General features: G+C 63.5%; 10 protein-coding genes. 4 read left to right on the top strand and 6 right to left on the bottom strand.

The features are described from left to right. Positions 1-164: 164 nt before the first annotated feature. The 4 genes from ACVOL0_RS12555 to ACVOL0_RS12540 all read right to left on the bottom strand — a co-directional run bounded on the left by ACVOL0_RS12555 (position 165) and on the right by ACVOL0_RS12540 (position 11,431). Positions 165-3,953, bottom strand: coding sequence for a LamG-like jellyroll fold domain-containing protein (locus ACVOL0_RS12555; protein ID WP_481549410.1), 3,789 nt, complete (start codon positions 3,951-3,953; stop codon positions 165-167). A gap of 147 nt (positions 3,954-4,100) precedes the next feature. After that, positions 4,101-5,207: a pectate lyase gene (gene pelA, locus ACVOL0_RS12550; RefSeq protein WP_481549409.1), complete on the bottom strand. Its 1,107-nt coding sequence runs from the start codon at positions 5,205-5,207 to the stop codon at positions 4,101-4,103. Positions 5,208-5,285: 78 nt separating this feature from the next. Beyond that, complete coding sequence (locus ACVOL0_RS12545; RefSeq protein WP_481549408.1) at positions 5,286-8,456, bottom strand: TonB-dependent receptor; 3,171 nt, start codon at positions 8,454-8,456, stop codon at positions 5,286-5,288. 209 nt (positions 8,457-8,665) lie between these two features. Beyond that, the gene (locus ACVOL0_RS12540; RefSeq protein WP_481549407.1) at positions 8,666-11,431 is read right to left on the bottom strand and encodes a TonB-dependent receptor; all 2,766 of its coding nucleotides are present in this window, start codon (positions 11,429-11,431) and stop codon (positions 8,666-8,668) included. 273 nt (positions 11,432-11,704) lie between these two features. Here ACVOL0_RS12540 and ACVOL0_RS12535 point away from each other — a divergent pair, with 273 nt between their 5' ends. Together ACVOL0_RS12535 and eda are read left to right on the top strand one after the other, a co-directional pair. Continuing rightward, complete coding sequence (locus tag ACVOL0_RS12535; RefSeq protein WP_481549406.1) at positions 11,705-12,727, top strand: sugar kinase; 1,023 nt, start codon at positions 11,705-11,707, stop codon at positions 12,725-12,727. Then, positions 12,714-13,352, top strand: coding sequence for a bifunctional 4-hydroxy-2-oxoglutarate aldolase/2-dehydro-3-deoxy-phosphogluconate aldolase (gene eda, locus ACVOL0_RS12530; protein WP_481549405.1), 639 nt, complete (start codon positions 12,714-12,716; stop codon positions 13,350-13,352). The genes ACVOL0_RS12535 and eda overlap by 14 nt, the downstream gene beginning before the upstream one ends. Before the next feature lie 237 nt (positions 13,353-13,589). Here the strand turns inward: eda and ACVOL0_RS12525 are convergent, their stop codons facing one another. After that, positions 13,590-15,449, bottom strand: coding sequence for a sigma-54-dependent Fis family transcriptional regulator (locus ACVOL0_RS12525; protein WP_481549404.1), 1,860 nt, complete (start codon positions 15,447-15,449; stop codon positions 13,590-13,592). A gap of 243 nt (positions 15,450-15,692) precedes the next feature. On the opposite strand from ACVOL0_RS12525, the gene adh reads away from it, so the two are divergent. Further along, positions 15,693-17,222 carry an aldehyde dehydrogenase gene (gene adh, locus ACVOL0_RS12520; protein WP_481549403.1) on the top strand — a complete coding sequence of 510 codons (1,530 nt, stop codon included), beginning with the start codon at positions 15,693-15,695 and terminating at the stop codon, positions 17,220-17,222. Positions 17,223-17,331: 109 nt separating this feature from the next. Continuing rightward, positions 17,332-18,360, top strand: a complete 1,029-nt coding sequence (gene adhP / locus ACVOL0_RS12515) for an alcohol dehydrogenase AdhP (RefSeq protein ID WP_481549402.1) — start codon at positions 17,332-17,334, stop codon at positions 18,358-18,360. Positions 18,361-18,733: 373 nt separating this feature from the next. Here the strand turns inward: adhP and ACVOL0_RS12510 are convergent, their stop codons facing one another. Next, entirely contained in the window at positions 18,734-19,123 is a 390-nt protein-coding gene (locus tag ACVOL0_RS12510) for a hypothetical protein (protein WP_481549401.1), read from the bottom strand. Between the last annotated feature and the right edge of the window lie 50 nt (positions 19,124-19,173).

The following is a 19,173-nucleotide window of genomic DNA, read 5'->3' as shown; positions in this document are numbered from 1 at the left end:
TGGCGGGGGCGGGCCCCCCCCCCCCCCCCCCCCCCCAACCCCCCCCCCCGGGCGGCGCCGCGGGGGGGGGGGCCGCCCCCCCCCCCCCCCCCCCCCCCCCCCCCCCCCCCCCCCCCACTACAGTCAGCAAAGTCCCTCTCCCTTTGGGAGAGGGACTTGAACAATCACCGCAGCGGCAAGCGGTTGTTGAGCTTGGTCACCTCAGCCCCATCCCCTTCCAGGCCAACCCGCACGCTCGCGCCCTCGCGCTTGAACCCGGCCGGCATCTGCAGCTCCACCGTCGTCGTCCGCGGCGACAGATCCGACGGCGCTTCCAATGCAGGCACCGCAACCCGCGCTACTTCACGACCACGCGCATCTTCAAGCACTGCATAACCAGCGCCAGTCCCGACATGCCCCAGGCTGTGCACGGTCAACAGCACACGCTCACCCTCGATCTTCAGATCGCCACGGCCAATGCCCAGGTCCGCGCGCGTTTCCACCGGCGTGCCCGGCGTCACCAGCTCGAACTCGAATACCTGGTTCTGCTTCGGGGCGAACCGCAGCCGCGTACCGAGGCTCTTCTCCAGCAACACCTCGCGAACCTCCGCCTTGCCATCGATCACATCATCGCCATCGCGATCCACGCCACTGCGGATCCGCCAGGTACCGGCGGCGATGTTCCAGCCGGTCATGGTCGCGTCGAGTGGCGTGTTTCCGAGGTTGTAGGCAATCACCTTGAAGCGCTCACGTGACGGCGCATGCACCAGCAAAGCGACCTGCTCGGCACCATCAGGCTGGGCGAACTGCCAGCTCACCGTATGCCCGGGCCAGCTCTGGTTGCGCTTCAGGCCGATGCCACCCAGGCGCAGGCGCTGCAGGAACTCGCTCGGCGCTTCGACGCGGTCGCTCCACCAGTGGCCTTCGGTGTTCATGTACTCGCGCTGCGCCTTGGCCTGGATGCCGTCGGCGTGCAGCGCTTCCAGGTACTTCTTGTCACCGGTCTGCTGCCAGGCGTTGATCGCGGCGAAGCCGCTGCCGCCCTTGTCGGCGTCGGCCAGCAACTGCTTGCCCCAGTCCTGCTGCCTGCCCAGCACATCGACATAGTTCTCGCCGAGATTGGACAGCACGCCTGGCCCGCCACGCACAACGCGGTAGTCCAGCGCCTGCAGGTACTTGGCATCGCCGGTCCAGCGCCACGCGGCCCAGAAGGTGTGCATCAGATCGCCGCTGCCCGAGCCCTGGTTCAACTCGCCGCCGCGGGTCTTGCCGGTGGCCCAGTTGATCTCGTTGGGCAGGGTGAAGCGGCCCTTGTCATCCTTGTAGGCGTGGGCCAGATAGCCATCAGCCAAGCCGGTGACCAGTTTGCGGCCAGTCGGATCGGCGTTGTACTCACCCATCAGGAAAGCCGGATGCAGTGCCGGGAACGAATACGGCTTCTGCCACTGCCAGTTCGGCTCGCGATAAACCTTGTTGCCGCCAAACCAGTTGCTGGAGAACAGCAGGTTGCCCTGCGGGTTGCGCAGGATGATGGACTCGTCGAAGGCCTTCACCGTCTCCATCAGGCGCTCGACGGTGAGTGGATCGCCCCAGTTGAGGTAGAGCATCGCGCTGTTGGTATTGATGCCCTCCTCGTAGGCGTGCAGCTCATCGGTCTCGATGGTGCTCAGGCCGTTGGAGAACATGCCGTTGCGATAAACCGCATCGGAGAGCGCAGTCAGCGAGCGGTTCAGGCGCTCGGGCTCCACGCCCATCAATGCCAGTCCCGGCCACTGCTGGGTCAGGTCGCTGTCATCGGAAATGCCGCCGCCGAAATCACCATAGGCGACCTGACGGTTCTCGATCCACCAGTCGACAAAGCGACGCACGTACTTCAGGTCTTCAACCTGGCGGAACGCCCACAACGGTACGCCCTTCGGCGCCTGCGGCTGTTCAAACGGTGGCTTGCCCTGGCTGTTGTAGCTGATGTAATTCCAATACAGGCGGCCGAGTTCATGGTCCGGATCGACCCGCAGCAGATCACTCAGATCAGCATAGACGCGCGAGTACAGCCGCTGGCGCTTGGAGGTGGTGTGCTCCTCGACCAGGAAGCCCCAGTTGTCACGCACCTGGTTGAAGCGATCTGCGACGTGCTGCTTGATCGCCTCCTTGCGTTCCTTGAACACCAGTCGCACCTCGGCGCCGTCCAACGATGCGGCATTGAAGCCGGGCGCGGCCGAGGCCACCGAGATCCACAGGCTGTCGGCGGTGAGGATGCGGTCGCGCAGGTCCAGCCACAGCGTGCGCGCTTCACCCGGCTTCACCGACACCGAAACGTCGATCATGTCGCGCGCCGGCCAGATCGGGTCCTTGATGCGGATGTTCAGCGGGATCAGACCGTCATGCGTCGCCGGCAGGTCCAATGCGGGGATATCGATCGCCACACCATCGAGGCCGTCGTACATGTTCTCCCAGCTGTGCGCCCAGCTGCGGATCAGCGGCTGTGCGGCCGGTGCGTCGCCGACGCCGGACGGAATCAGCACGTGCACGATCGGCATCGGCTTGGCCGGCAGGCTGTCGGCAGCGCGCTTGCGCGAGCCTGCGCCCTTGGGCAGCGCCATCACCATGCTGCGCTCATCCGGCGCGAAGCGGCCGTCGATGTAGTCGCGCAGGCTGGCGATATTGGTGTAATCCGGCAATACGCTGCTGTCGATCTGGTAGCGCTGCTTGACCGTGCCTTCCGGCTCGGCCGCGTCGCTGACCTGGTAGCCCCAGATTTCCTGGATCGGCGTTTCCTGCGCGGTGTTGTGGAAATGCAGGGTGCCACCGACCTGGTCGGCGAAGCTGTCCACGCTGCGCACCACGCCTTGCGGACGCTTGAACAGGGTGCCGGCCGCGCCCTTCAGCTCGCCGTAGGCGGCACCGCGAATCTCGATGCGATTGATGTGTTCGCCTTCGGGAACCGTCAGGTCCAGCTGCTGGCCACCTTCCACATAGGTGTTCCAGTCCGGCAGCTGGAAGTAATCATTGCGGCCGGGCAGGCGCGAGCGGTTGTAGACGCCCGGCCAGGTGGTTTCGGCGATGCCATCGGTGCCTTTCCACATCCACTGCAGCTTGTCCTTTACGTCGGCGAACTCGACCTTGCGGATGCTTGTGGTCGCTGCGCTCAGTGCCGGCGGTGCGGCACCTTCCCAGCCATAGCGGTGCCACCAGGCGCGTTGCGAGGCGCTGCCGCTCTCGGCGCTACGCGGCTCGGCATTGCGCGCAAGCGCAGCGACGCCGGCAGCATCGAGCATGCGGTCATAGACACGGATCTCGTCGAAGTCACTGCCACGCAGGAAGTTGTAGCGGCTCTGCACCTGGTAGGGCGCCATCACCCGGCCGGCGAGGCCGAGCTGGTCCAGCGCTGCGTCGTAGTCGCCGGTGGTGGCTGCTTGGGCGACTTCACGGCCATCAATGAACAACTTGACGCCCTTGTCTTCGTCCCAGGCAAAGGTGATGTGCTGCCATTGCTCGGGCGACGGGTTCTTGTCGAGCTTGAACGAGACGCGGGTGCGGGCAAGGTTGGCATCGGTGACGAAGGCATCGAAGCCGTGCCCGTTCCAGTCGATGCGCAGCCAGGCCATGTCCCAGCTGCTGTGGTCGGCGTAGCCGACGCGGAAGATCACGAACGGGGTTTCGCCCACCGCATAACGCGAGCGCCAGAAGAAGGACAGGGTGCCGCGCTCGGCCTGGATGTTGCCGGGCGCGTTCCACGACAGCACGCCGTCGTCCTGCCATTGGATCGCACGACCATGCGCGCCATCGTCGACAAGGCTGACCTTGTCCTGGAAGTTCGGCGTCGCATCTCCGCGTGCGCTGTCGGCGACGAAGCCCTTGTCCGCCGATACGCGGAACAGCAGCTCAGGCGACTGCGCGACTGCGCTCAACGGTGCCAACAACAAGCTCAGCACGCAGGCGAGGTGGGTGGGACGCAACACGGTTTTCTGGTTCATTGTCTAACTCGTTCCAAATCGGTTGACTGCAACTGCCTTACCCTCATCCGGCCCTTCGGGCCACCTTCTCCCGGAGGGAGAAGGGAACAGCTAGCCCCTCTCCCTCCGGGGTGAGAAGGGGCGCTCGCGAACCAAAGGTTCGCGCCCCTACGAACGCCCTTGCGCTGGAGCGAGGGCCGGGGCGCGGAGCGGGGGTTGGGGAGAGGGTTGCTCTCGCCCATGCTGCTGCGCCCACTTCGGCCACTCCCGCACCAGCAACTGCTCCGGCCACACGCCATACCAGGCATAACCTACCCGGCGTTCGTTCGGAATATCCGCGAAACGCGCCACACGCTCGCCATCGCGATTGACGAACATCGGCCGCCCCTGTTGCAGATCGTAGAAGCGTGCCCACAGCCGTGCGCCTGCCAAAGGTTCTACAAGGACATCCTTGCCACTGGGCTGTTCCGGTGCCTCGACCTTGCGCATCGCCAGGTCCGGTAAGGCATTGACCTGCAGCCACTGCAGACCGGCCTCAATGGCTTCGATGGTCTGCGGTGAAGGCTCGGGCTGGCGCATCAACAGCCGCAGCACGCCTACCGACTCGGATACCGCCAGCGACGGCAGTTCGTAGGAACGCGCCTTGGCCGGTTGCAGGCTGACCTCGTCGTATTGCGCCGCCCAGATGCTCAAGCGTCCGTCCATGCGAACCTGCGTGGCCAGCACGTTCTGCAAACCGCGCTGCAAGGCGGCGTTGGCCTTGTCCGCATAGTCCGGCGGCAAGCCCGCGACCGCAGGCGCGTCTTCGGCGATGTCCTGCAACAGATCCAGTACGCGGGTCATCGCGTCGTCGTTGAAGGTGATCTGGTGGCGGTACAGCGAGCGCTCGGGGTAGTACTGCGGCCAGCCGCCATTGGCGTATTGCGCGGCCAGCAGGTAGTCCACGCCACGCTGTGCGGCGCGCAGGTAGGCGGCGTTGCCGGTGGCCTTCCAGACCTGCAGCAGGTGGCGGATCTCGCGCGTGGTCGACTTGTTGTCGATGTTGGCGTCATCCAGCCGATCCGGGGCCTGCAACGCTGCGCGCTCGTCGGCGCTGAACACCCGCAGGTAGTCCACCGCCTTGCCCTGGTACTGCTTGGACCAGCCGCCCGAGGCGGTCTGCAGCAGCAACATGTTCTCGGCTTCGGGCTCGGTGCGCGGCGCGGCTGCCTGCGCCGGCTGGAAGCTACAGCCCGCACTGATCACCAGTGCGGTCGACAACCACAAACGCCTCATCGCATCCTCCTGCGTGCACCGGGATGCCAGCGTGCTGGCATCCCGGTGTTGTTGCATTGGCCTTGCGCTCGCGCCATCTCAGAACTTGTAGCGGGCGCCGACGTAGTACTGGCGACCGGTCACGGTGTAGCGGTCGGCCATCTGCCGTGCCGAATCCACGTAGCGCTGGTCCGGCGTGTCGAGCAGGTTGATCGCCTCGAAGGTCAGCGACAGCTTCTTGTTGACCTTGTACGACATGTTGAAGTCGACGTTGCGCACGCTGTTCTTGCCGGTCACATCCGGCGTTGCAAACTGGTTGCCGTCCAGGTCCCAGACGCTTTCCTGGCTGAGGATCTCGCCGATGTAGCCGTCGCGGTAACTGGTGGAAACACGGGCGCTGAACTTGCCGTCGTCATAGTACAAAGTGGCGTTGTACGAATTCGGCGACAGGTTGACCAGATCGTTGTCGGTGAAGGTGGTGGTGATGCTGGTATTGCTGTTGCCGGCCGAGCTGAACATGTATTTGATGCTCGACTCCACGTGCGTGTAGTTGAGCTGGATGCCGAACTTGCTCCAGATGCCGGGCAGGAAGGTAAACGGCTGCTGGTAGCTCAACTCGTAGCCCTTCAGCGGGCCGCCCGGGGTGTTGTAGTAGCTCTGCACGTTGAACACGGTGTCGGCGGTGAAGCCGGCCGGCAGCAGGTCCAGCGAGTAGCCCATGTCACCCCAGGTGGTCAGCAGGCGGGTGCGCTGCACGTAGCTGTCGATGTCCTTGTAGAACAATGCAGCCGACAGCAAGCCGCCATCACCGAAGTACCATTCCGCACTCAGGTCGTAGTTGGTCGAACGGAACGGATCGAGCTTGGGATTGCCAAGGTTGATCGCGAACACGCGGCCATCATCAAAGTAACCAGTGGGGCCACCGCTGACGCTGGGTGACAGGTAGGCAAGCGTCGGTCGTGCCATGGTCTTGGCTGCGCCGAAACGCAGCACCACGTTCTCGGCCACGTCCCAAGCCAGGTTCAGCGACGGCAGCACGTCCTGGTAGCTGTGGTTGACCACCGAGCGCACCAGCGAGCGCTCACCAGCGGCAGCCGTCGCACTGGCGACGCCGAAGAACGATTCGCAGTTGGCCGAGTTGTTGCCTGATGCAGCTGCGTTGCACGGCGCCCAGCCCGAAGCGCTGATCTGGGTATTGACCACGCGCACGCCGAGATTGCCGCGGAAGGCGCGATCCCACAGTTCGGTGTTGAAGTCCAACTGCAGGTAGCCACCGAGGCTGCGCTCGTTGACCTCGAAGTTGTTGTTGGAAGCACCGAAGTGACCGACGCCGGCCAGACGGTAATCACCGCCCTGCACGCCCGTGTCACAGTTGCAGTTGATGTTGAGCAGCTCAGCGATCTTGCCGAAGTCCGGGATCAGCCAACCGTTCGGCACATTGCCGGACAGGTTCTTGCCGAAGCCGGTCAGCGTGGTGCTCAGGTCACCGACGGTAACCCCGGCCGGCAAGGCCTGGGCCAGGCGGCCGTAGCTGATGTGGCGGTATTCCTCCGACTCCATGTCGTAGTCCTTGTAGGCAAGGCCGGTACGCAGGGTGAAGGTCGGGTTGATGTTGAACTGCAGGTCGATCTTGGCGGTGTCGAAGGCGTTGTTGACGTAGCTCGGGTTCAGCCGCACTTCGCTGATGTTGCTGCCACGTGCAGTGCCATTGCTGTTGACCGGCACCGCGCCATAACCCAACCACGACCATGCCGCCGGGTCGTTCAAGGCAAACGGCAAGGTCATGTTGGGCATGCCACCACCATTGCGCATGTCCATCACGAAGCCATCGACATTGCTGTTGTCAAAGCTCACCAATGAGAACACCGGGCGCTCGTAGTCGGAACTGGAATGGCCGAGCACGGCCTCCATCTTCACCGCATCGTTGAAGTGATGTTCCAGGTTCAGGCTGTACTGCTGGAACGTGGTCGATTCCTCGATCAGGCTGGACTCGGTGCGGAAATCGACATTGTCGAACACGCCATAGATCAGGCGGTTCTGCGCATCCACTTCGGCCTCGCGCACCACGATCTGGGTCTTGCCGCCGAGGTTGGCGGCGCGGTGCAGATTGGCACCCAGGGAATCTTCGCGCTGATCCTTGTCCAGCCTGGAATACATCGCATCGAAGCTGAGCAGGGTGTCGTCGGATACCCGGAACTGGAAGGCGCCGGTTACACCCAGCCGCTCGATTTCATGCTCGGTGCGGATATAACGCGGATAACGCGGAATCCAGGCATTGGTGGCAGTCTCGTAAGCAGCAATGTTCTCCGGCGTATTGGCCGGGCGCGGCAAACCGTTGCCGCAATGGGTCTTGCTGATGCCGTAGCTGCCCCAGCCGTTGTTGCGGTCCTGGTTGGCCTGGCTGCCACTGCCGGCGGCGGTTTCATTGGAGGCTGGATTGCGCGGCGTCTGCGGGTCGTAGCCTACCGGTGAGCAGAAGCCGTAGGTGCCGTTGTTTGCAGCGGTGGACTGATTGGAATTGCGGTGATTGCCGTGTTCCCAACGTACCGGGTTGTAGCCTTCCTCGTAGACGGTGCGCTTGCTGTAGGAGCCGGACAGCAGCGCACCAAAACGGCCATCGGCCCAGGTGTTGCTGATCAGGCCGGAGAAGCGTGGATCAAACTTTTCCGACAGCTCGCCGTAACCGGCCTGTGCCGATGCCGAGGCCTGGAAACCGGCGAAATCAAACGGTCGCGAGCCACGCAGATCCACGGTTGAACCCAACGAGCCCTCATCCATCTGCGCCGACTGGGTCTTGTTGACCTTGACCTGGCTGAAGAGCTCGGAGGCAAAGGTATTGAAATCGAAGCCGCGGCTGCGGTTGACGCCGCTGCTGCCGTTGCCGGCGGTGGCCAATGCTTCCAGGCCGTTGAGGCGGACGCGGGTGAAGTCCGCGCCCAGGCCACGGATCGAGATGCGCTGGCCTTCGCCGCCTTCGCGATCAATCGATACGCCGGCAATGCGCTGCAGCGACTCGGCAAGATTCTGGTCGGGGAACTTGCCGATGTCCTCGGCGAAGATCGCGTCCACCTGTTCGGTGGTGTAACGCTTTTCGTCCAGCGATTTCTGCAGGCTCTGGCGGTAGCCAGTGACGTTCACTGCATCCAGCTGGGTGGCCTCGGCCGCCGCAGGTGCGGACTGGGCGAAGGCGAGGGGAGCGGTCAATACCGAAGCAATGGCGGTTGCCAACAAGGTAACCGGTGTCTTTCCAAAACGGCGCTTACGATCCATGCGGTGGGCTCCTTCCCCGAACGGGGAATCAAGCGGATTGAAAGGGGTGTGGGGATGTCCCTGGCGAGTACTTCCGACGTGCTGTCAGGCGGTTACGACCACTCGTGGACAGCCGTCAGGCCATGGCATGACCATGGCCTGCGGAGGATGAAAGGGCAGGGGCGGAGCTGCGGAGAGAGTGCGATCCGGCCCCTGCCAAAGTGCGGCTATCAGAACTTGTAACGCAGGCCCAGGGTGAACTGGCGGCCGGTTTCGCTGTATTCCAGCGGCAACGATACCGACGGGTTGGACACCCACGATTCCTGTGCTTCGTTGGTCAGGTTGGCGCCTTCCAGGCTGATTTCCAGCTGGTCACTGATGCGGTAGTGGATGGACGCATCAACGAAGGTGGTGCCGCTCTGGCCGTGCACGCCGAGGCCCTTGCTATCGAAGCCAGCTTCGGTACCCGGCACCAGAATCAGGTAATCGTCGCGGTTGGTCGCCGACACGCGGCCGGACCAGCTGGAGCCTTCATAGAACAAGGTGGCATTCCAGGCGTTGCGTGACAGACCGGTCAGGTCGTCCTTCTGGGCCATGACACCACCGGCAGTCACGTACTGGATCTTCGACTCGACGTAGGTGTAGTTGAGTTGCGTGCCGAAGTTGGCCCACTTGCCCGGCAGGAAGGTGAACGGCTGGGTGTAGTTGAATTCCACCCCGGTCAGGTCACCACCGGGAGTGTTGACCGGGGTGCTGAACACAAACTCGTCATCAACGGTAGCGTTGAGGTTTTCGAGCAGGCTGGCCGGCAGACCGCTGCTTGAATACAAACGGCTTTCCTTGGTCGGCTGGATGAAGCTCTCCAGCTTCTTGTAGAACAGGCCGACACCGAGCATCGCGCCTTCTTCAAAGTACCACTCAAAGCCGAGATCGGCGGTCTTGGCACGTACAGGGTCCAACATCGGGTTCCCGCCACTTACCGTGCGCGCGCTGCCGCTGACGCTGACATTCACGCCTGGAGTCAGACTGCCCAGACCCGGCCGCGACATCACCTTGGCCGCGCCGAAGCGGATCAGGAAGTCCGGGGTGATTTCCGCCACCAGGTTCAAGGACGGCAGGAAGTCGTTGTACTCACGGCTGACCGTGGTATTGACCGGCGTGCCACTTGCCGAAGCGACACCGCTGGAGGTCTGTTTGGTCTTGACGTAGCGCGCGCCGATATTGCCACTGACCGGTACCGAACCGATGTCGAAGCCAAACTTGCCCATCAACCAACCGCCGCGATCCTGCTCCTGCACACTGCGGATGCTGGCAGCATAGTCCACCAGCGCATAGATGCCTTCGCCGCTGAGCACATCAAACTCATTGACGATGCCGTTGAAGTTCGGCACCACCCATTTGCCCGGCGAACCGGACATGCCGTTGAGGCTGGCCAGCTCGGTCATGTTGACCGGCACGATCTTGCTGCCGTTGAAGGTCGGCACGGCGGTTTCGTTGCCGACGCGACGGCGCTCCATTGAGTCGAAGCTGAAGTTCTTGGCCTGCACACCGCCTTCCAGAGTGAAAGACGGGCCGATCACCCAAGAGAACTCCAGCTGACCTGTGTCGAAATCGTTGGTGACATAGTTCTCACGCAGACGGATAGTGGACAACGTCCAACCAGTGGGGTCGGTCGGGCTGACGCCGTAGTTGAAGACCGGCTTGTTCGGGTTGCCACGGTAGTCGTAGCTGTAACCTTTGACGTTGAGCTTGTCCATCATGATGGTGGCCTGGATCGGGTTGTCGTGCTTGGAGCGCGAGGTACCCACCTTGCCGGTGATGGTGAAGTTGTCGGTCAGGCGGTGTTCGCCGTCCAGGCTGACCTGGTAGAACTCGGTGGTCCACTCGTCGTGGCGGTTTTCAGCGCGGATATCGACGTTGTCCATTTCCGCATAGACCAGCGCGCCGTTGCGCACTTCGCCGTTGTTGACGATGATTTCCTTCTTGCCATCGTTTGACGACTTGCTCAGGCCGTTGGCCTCGATGTACTTCTCATCGCGCTTGGCGTCGATCTTGGAGTACAGCGCATCCAAGCTGAAGGTGGTGCGGTCGCTGGGCTTGAACTGCAGCGCACCGGTCACGCCCAGACGCTTCTGGTCGTGCTCCATCAGCGTGTAGCGCGGGAAGCGCGGCGAATAAACATCTGCCTTCAAGGCATCCTTGAACGGCGAGGCGGCATTGAAGCCACCATTGGTGGTGCCGCCGGCCCAGCGCACGGTACCGCTACCTTCTTCCACGGTCTCACGCTCGGAGTAAGCAACCGACAGCAGTGCACCGAACTTGCCATCGGCCCAGCTGTTGGCGATCAAGCCGGCAAAACGCGGCATCGCCGACTCGGAGGCATCGTTGTACGAGGCCTGCACGTTGCTGACGATGGTCAGGCCGTCATAGTCGAACGGACGTGCGGTACGCAGGTCGACGGTGGCGCCCAGCGACCCTTCTTCAACGTCGGCTGATGCGGTCTTGCGCGCGATCAGCTGGGTGAACAGGTCAGCGGCGAATACGTTGAAATCGAAACCACGGCCGCGGTTGGTACCGCCCTGGCCGTCACTGCTGCCGACGGTGCTCAGCGCTTCCAGGCCGTTGATGCGCACGCGGGTGAAGTCTGGGCCCAGACCACGCACCGAGATGTTGCGGCCTTCGCCACCGTCACGGGTGATCACCACGCCGGGAATGCGCTGCAGCGACTCGGCCAGGTTGCTGTCCGGGAACTTGCCGATGTCCTCGGCAACGATGGCATCGACCACGCCGGCTTCGCCGCGCTTGATGTCCAGCGCCTTTTCCACGCTGGCGCGATAACCGGTGACGGTCACCGCATCCAGTTCGGTGGCGGCGGTGCCGCCAGTGGCCGGCGCAGCTGCATCCTGGGCCATGGCAACGCCAGCCTGCAGGGCCAAACTGATCCCCAACGCGAGCAAGGTAACCGGTGTCTTTTTCTGCGAGTTACGTGGATTCATGTGCTTCCCCTCTCCAAGGTTTGCATGCGATGCAGTGGCTCCGGCTTGTGCTTTCCGCTGGATGACACCGCTGGTCAAAACGGAAAGTAACAGCTGCGTGAAGAGGGAGCATCTTGCACTGCAACAGGGAGCAAACAGGGCGGAAACCATTGTCTGAAGGACATTGGAGGACGGTAACACGGGCAACCAAAGGGACAGCGGCGGCCGAATGACACCGATAGTCAATCAACCGTGCCATGATGCGCGCCGATCGACGAGGAGACAGGAATGGCGATGATTTCCCCCCGTGTTGTCTGTTTTGGTGAACTGCTGCTGCGCCTTGGCGCGCCCGGCAACCAGTTGCTGCTGCAGTCCCCCAGCCTGGACGTGCATGCCGGCGGTGCCGAGGCCAACGTCGGCGTGTCGCTGGCGCATTTCGGCCACGACGTGGCGATGATCAGCGTGGTCGCCGACAACCCGCTGGGTGCTGCGGTGGCTGGCGAACTGCGCCGTCATGGCGTGGACACCTCGCGCGTGCGCCGCAGCGACGGCCGCATGGGCCTGTACTTCCTGACCACCGGCGCCGGCCACCGGCCCAGCGAAGTGGTCTATGACCGTGCTGATTCGGCCTTTGCCAGTGCCCATGCCGACAGCTACGACTGGCCGGCGCTGCTGCAGGGCGCGCAGTGGCTGCACCTGTCCGGGGTCAGTCCTGCCCTGGGCATGGAAGCCGCACAGGCCACCCTGGCCGCCGCACGCGCCGCCAATGAGCGCGGCATCAAGGTCTCCTTCGACGGCAATTTCCGGCCCAAGCTGTGGGAGCGTTGGGGCGGCGACGCCAAGGCGATCCTGCATGATCTGTTTGACTGCGCGCACATCGTATTTGCCGACTACCGCGACATCGGTGTGGTGCTGGGCGGCGAGTTCAACCAGCCCGAACCGCAGGCGCGCGTCGATGCCGCGGCAGCGATGGCATTTGCGGCCTTCCCGCGCCTGCAGTACATGGCCTGCACGCAGCGCACAGCGCACAGCGTCGGCCACCATTCGCTGGGCGCGATGCTGCTCGACCGTGATGGCACCCGCGCATTGGCACCAGCCGAAGAGCTGACCGATATCGTCGATCGCATCGGCGGTGGTGACGCGTTCGCGGCCGGCGTGCTGCACGGCCTTATCGAAGGCATGGATGCGGAAACCACGATCCGCTTCGGCCTTGCCGCTGGCTGCCTGAAGCATTCCATTCCCGGTGATTTCAACCCAGTCGGCGTAGCCGACGTCATGGCCCTGATGGGCGAAGGAAAGTTCGATGTCCGGCGCTGATCCGCGCGTACGCGCTGTGCTCAAACTGGCCCCGGTGATTCCGGTGTTCACTCCCGACAATGTCGACGATGCGGTGCAGGTCGCGCAGGCCCTGTTCAACGGCGGTCTGCCGGTGATCGAAGTCACCCTGCGCACCGCAAACGCGATGGATGCGATCAAGGCCATGGTCGAGGCCGTGCCGGATGCAGTGGTTGGTGCCGGCACCGTGCTGACCCCGGCGCAGATGGAGAAGCTGAAGTCGGTCGGTGGCCGTTTTGCGGTGTCACCGGGTGCCACCGACACGCTGTATGCGGCGGCACGCGATACTGATCTGCCGTTCCTGCCTGGCGTTGCGACCTCGTCCGAGCTGATGCGCGGCCTGGAACACGGCCTGGATACGTTCAAGTTCTTCCCGGCTGTGCAGGCTGGCGGTGTAGCGATGTTGTCGGCGTGGAATGGCCCGTTCGGTGATGTGCGTTTCTGCCCGACCGGTGGCATCAGCGCGCAGACTGCCTCGCAGTTCCTGCATCTGCCGAATGTGCTGTGCGTGGGTGGTTCGTGGTTGACCACGCGTGAGCTGTTGCAGGCGCGTGATTGGGCGGGGATTGAGAAGCTTGCGCGGGCGGCGGCTGTTTTGCCGGGTTGATGCCGGGATTGGGGATTAGATCAAGATCAAAAGCTGACCCCTCCCCAACCCTCCCCTTGCCTTCGGCAAAGGGAGGGGGCTGAAGCTGCAATTGCGCGGAATGCTGCAGGCCGCACGCCCCCCCCTCCCTTGCGCAACGCGCAGGGGAGGGCCGGGGAGGGGTGCCGTTGCTGTTGCTGTTGCTGTTGCTGTTGCTGTTGCTGTTGCTGTTGCTGTTGCTGTTGCTGTTGCTCAGCTTCAGAGCTTCAACCGCCGATACAAGGTACTGCGGTTAACCCCCAACCTTTTTGCTGCCAAGCTGACATTCCCATCGCAGGCCGCCAAGGTCTGCCGCATCACATCCAAAGCCAGCTCCTGCAGGCTGCCATCCACCACCCGCGCAGCAGCAACACGTCGCGCAGCCTGATGCAGATACTCCGGCAGCAGCTCCCTATCAATCACCGCACCCGGCTCGGTCAACGCCACCAAAGTGCGCAGACAGGCCGCAAGCTGGCGCAGATTGCCCGGCCAGTCGTACGCAACCAGCGCATGCTCTGCTTCCACACTCAACACCCGCCCCTGCGCCAAGTGCTGCCACATCGCCTGCAGCAGCTGCGCGCGGTTCTGCGCCTCACGCAGCGGCGACAGTCGCATCACGTGATCAGCAATGCGGTAGTACAGATCTGAACGGAAACGCCCTTCGTCCATCGCCTGCTGCAGATCGCAATGGGTGGCGCAGATCAGCATGAAATCCAGCTTGACCGGCTTGCCGCCGCCCAACGGTGACAGCTCGCGGTCCTGTAGTACGCGCAGCAGGCGCGGCTGCAGCGCCAGCGGCATGTCGCCAATTTCATCGAGGAACAAGACGCCTCCCTGCGCCTGTCGCAGCAGGCCCTGGCTGCCTTGTCGACGCGCGCCGGTGAAGGCACCTTCCTCATAACCAAACAGTTCGGCTTCAATCAGTCCTTCCGGCAAGGCCGCGCAGTTCACCGCGACGAAAGGTTTGCTGCTGCGGCTGCCCTGCGCATGCAGCGCGCGCGCCGCCACTTCCTTGCCGGTGCCGGTTTCACCCTGCAGCAACACTGGCAAACCCGCTTCCAGCACGCGGCCGGCACGCAACAGCTGTTCGCGCTGGCCTGCATCGAACACCACTGCAGGTGCAGCGACGGTGGTTGGCAATGGTCGCGCCAGTGCTTGCGCTACGCTGGTCGTCCGCGTGCGCGCTGCGGGTGCTTGCGCATCCAGTTGGCCATGCAGCACGCGACCACTGCGATCCTGCAACATGCCTTCATCGCGCATCCGCGACAGCGGCATCTCGAACAACGCTTCATAGGAAGCGCGGCCGATATCGCCACGTTCCAGGCCGAACAGATGCAGGCCGACGCCATTGGCGGCCACCAGGCGGCCATTGCGGAAGCCAAGCACGGCTTCGCCTGCGGTGCCCAGCAAGGTGCGGTCGTGGTGCAGGCGTAATAGTTCGCAATCGCCAAGACCATTCTCGAAGTAGCGGTGCTCGATGCGATTGGCAGCCAACCGCGCCAGGCCCATCGCATGCATCTGCTGCACGCTGGCAGGACCGCTGATGTCGAGCACGCCCGCCAATTGCCCGTGTGGATCGTGGATGGGCATGGCCGAGCAGCTGAGGATGCCGTGCGGGGCGAAGTAGTGTTCGCCACCGCGGACTTCCACCGCGCGGCCTTCCACGATCGCGGTGCCGATGGCATTGGTGCCCACCGCCGATTCGCTCCAGCACACACCCGGCATCAAGGCCACGCGCCCGGCCTTGTCGAGGAAGCCGGCGCTGCCCTCGGCATTGAGAATCCAGCCGCTCTCATCGGTCAGCAGCACGATGCTGCCGGTGCTGGCGGTGTGTGCGGCCAGCCCATCCAGCTCGGCGCGCGCCAGCCGCCACAAGCGCTCATGGCGCTCGCGCAGTTCACGCAGGTTGTGGCCGGGCAGGGGCTCCAGCGCAGGTTCGGCATCCACCAGCAGGCCGCTGCGCTGGCAGCGCCGCCACGACTGCAGGATGGTGTCGGGCACGGTGCCCACGGGCGTGGTGCCGCGCTCGAAGAACGAGCGGCGGGCGTTGCCCACGCGATGCTGCAGTGCCAGTGCCATGAGCGCTCCTGTGTCGCATTTTGCGACAGCTGTTCAAACCACTGTTCCGATTAACACCACACCCGCGCGGGCGCTGCAATCACCTGCGATTTCGCAGCGCAGCAAATCTGCCGCCATGCCTCCGTGGTCAATGGCGTTTCATCGTGCCGCAACGCAACAGGCGGAACTTGGCATCGCTCTTGCGCCTGTTGTAGCCACCGCCACACACGCGGCCCACACACCGCTGAACCGGAGATTCCACAGATGAACGCAGTCCTGTCCGCCAAACCGCATGCCACCGAACCGCAGTCCCTGTTCAAAGCCCGCTACGGCAACTACATCGGCGGTGAATGGGTGGCCCCGCGCAGTGGCCAGTATTTCGACAACACCACGCCGGTCACCGGCAAGGTCTTCACCCAGGTGGCGCGCTCCAATGCCGAGGACGTGGAGCTGGCACTGGATGCCGCCCACGCCGCCAAGGACGCCTGGGGCAAGCGCTCGACCACCGAGCGCGCCAACATCCTCAACCGCATCGCTGATCGCATCGAGGAAAACCTCGAGCTGATCGCCCATGCCGAAACCTGGGACAACGGCAAGCCGATCCGCGAGACGCTCAACGCCGACGTGCCGTTGATGGCCGATCACTTCCGCTATTTCGCCGGCGCCTTGCGCGCGCAGGAAGGCAGCCTGTCGCAGATCGACAACGACACCGTGGCCTATCACTTCCACGAGCCGCTGGGCGTGGTCGGGCAGATCATCCCGTGGAACTTCCCGCTGCTGATGGCGGCGTGGAAGCTGGCACCGGCACTGGCCGCCGGCAACTGCGTGGTGCTGAAGCCGGCCGAGCAGACCCCGGCCTCGATCCTGGTGTTGATGGAAGTGATCGGCGACCTGCTGCCGCCGGGCGTGCTCAACATCGTCAACGGCTTCGGCCTTGAAGCGGGCAAGCCGTTGGCCAGCAGCCCGCGCATCGCCAAGATCGCCTTCACCGGCGAGACCAGCACTGGCCGGCTGATCATGCAGTACGCCAGCCAGAACCTGATACCGGTAACGCTGGACCTGGGTGGCAAGTCGCCGAACATCTTCTTCGCCGACGTGATGGCCGAGGACGATGATTTCCTCGACAAGGCGGTGGAAGGATTCGTGATGTTCGCCTTCAACCAGGGCGAGGTCTGCACCTGTCCGTCGCGGGTGCTGATCCAGGAGTCGATCTATGAGAAGTTCATGGAGCGTGCGCTGGCACGGGTGGCGGCGATCAAGCAGGGCAATCCACTGGACCCCAACACCATGGTTGGTGCGCAGGCCTCACAGGAGCAGCTGCAGAAGATCCTGTCCTACATCGAGATCGGCAAGGCCGAGGGTGCCGAAGTGCTGATCGGTGGCGAGCAGAACCAGCTCGGCGGCGACCTGGCCGATGGCTTCTACGTGAAGCCGACGGTGTTCAAGGGCCACAACAAGATGCGCGTGTTCCAGGAGGAGATCTTCGGGCCGGTGGTGTCGGTGACCACCTTCAAGACCGAAGAGGAAGCGCTCGAGATCGCCAATGACACGCTGTACGGCCTCGGTGCCGGCCTGTGGAGCCGCGACGCTTCACGCCTCTACCGCATGGGCCGTGCGATACAGGCTGGACGGGTGTGGACCAATTGCTATCACGCCTATCCGGCACATGCCGCGTTCGGTGGCTACAAGCAGTCGGGCATCGGCCGCGAGAACCACAAGATGATGCTCGACCACTACCAGCAGACCAAGAACCTGCTGGTCAGCTATTCACCGAAGAAATTGGGCTTTTTCTGAACCAGGCCCGGATGCGCCCGTTGCTGAATAGACGGGCGTGATCTGGATCAAGGCGCCTGGCCACGCTTGGCGCCAAGCTGGACTTATCCCCCGCAAAGGAGATCGATTGATGGACAAGACGATGAAGGCGGCAGTAGTCCGCGAATTCGGCAAGCCGCTGGTGATCGAAGAGGTCACCGTGCCACGCCCGGCCGCTGGCGACATCCTGGTCAAGATCGAGGCCTGTGGCGTCTGCCACACCGACCTGCACGCTGCCGAAGGCGACTGGCCGGTGAAGCCCAATCCCCCGTTCATTCCCGGCCATGAAGGCGTCGGTCACGTGGTTGCGGTAGGTGCGGGCGTTACCCACATCAAGGAAGGCGACCGGGTAGGCATTCCTTGGCTGTATTCGGCCTGCGGTTATTGCGAGCACTGTCTGGGCGGCTGGGAAACCCTGTGCGAAGCGCAGCAGAACAGCGGTTATTCTGTGAATGGCGGTTTCGCCGAGTACGCCTTGGCCAACGCCAACTACGTCGGCCATCTGCCCAAGGAAGTGGGCTTCGTCGAGATCGCACCGGTCCTGTGCGCCGGTGTCACCGTCTACAAGGGCCTGAAGGTCACCGACACCAAACCCGGCGACTGGGTGGCGATTTCCGGCATTGGTGGCCTCGGCCACATGGCGGTGCAGTACGCCAAGGCGATGGGCTTGAACGTGGCAGCGGTAGATATCGACGACAACAAACTGGCCCTGGCCAAACGTCTGGGTGCCAGCATCACCGTCAATGCTCGCAACACCGATCCGGCTGCGTTCCTGAAGAAGGAAATCGGCGGCGCACATGGTGCCCTGGTGACAGCGGTATCACCCAAGGCCTTCGAGCAGGCGCTTGGCATGGTGCGGCGTGGTGGCACGGTGTCCTTGAATGGTCTGCCGCCGGGTGACTTCCCGTTGGACATCTTCGGCATGGTGCTCAATGGCATCACCGTGCGTGGCTCCATCGTCGGCACCCGCCTGGACCTGCAGGAATCGCTGCAGTTCGCTGCCGACGGCAAGGTCGCCGCGACGGTAAGCACCGACAAGCTGGAGAACATCAACGACGTGTTCAAGCGCATGCATGAAGGTGCGATTGAAGGCCGCGTTGTATTGGATTTCAACGCCTGACCGCAGCCGGCCAGCACATCCGCACCTCCCCCGGGGTGTGCTGGTCGGGTTGCTTTGAGGGCTTTGGCTTTGGCTTTGGCTTTGGCTCTTGCTTTTCTCCTCTCCCCTTGCGGGAGAGGATGCCGAAGGCAGGAGAGGGTGCGGCGAAGCCGCAAGAGCTCATGCACCTCCAGATTACATACCCATCGGTAGCCAGGCATTGCCAGCTTCGCGGCTGACGCCGCTCCTACAAAACAGCTGCGTGCCGAAGGCAGGAGAGGGGGGCAGCAAAGCCGCTGAGCTCACGCAACGTCAGATTGCATCTCAATCGATAACCAAGCATTGCCAGCTTCGCGGCTGACGCCGCTCCCACAAGCAACACCCCAGGCACTTCCTAGCGTATGTGCACCGCCGCCACCGGCATGCGGTCCAGTGCCAGCCATGCGTCTTCGACCAGGTCCCGTACCTGCTCCCAGCGCAATCGTGAGCCGCCGCGTGCCTGTTCCCAATGTTCGGCAAGTTCCACCTCGGTATCGCCACTGCCACGCGGCCAATCCGCTGCATGCGTTGCCAGCGCAAATGCATAGGCTGGCTGCAGATCCAGCCAACCGCGAGCGCCACGACGACGACGTGCGTAGTCATCCAGGCTGTACTGGACGAAATCCTGCGCCACTTCGTCAGCTGCGTGCTGGCTGCGCCTTAGCCGGCCACGCCGCGTCACCTTGGGATCGGCACCAAACAAGGTTGGTGCAACGGGCTGTTCGATGCGATCGGGGCGGTACATGGCGCAACCCTCCCTGTTGGGCGCTCACAGTTACGCTGGGGGCCGTTAGT

It is taken from the genome of Stenotrophomonas sp. STEN021, assembly GCF_056760175.1.
Note: the sequence above shows the minus strand (reverse complement) of the source record. Positions and strands in the feature narration are given on the sequence as shown.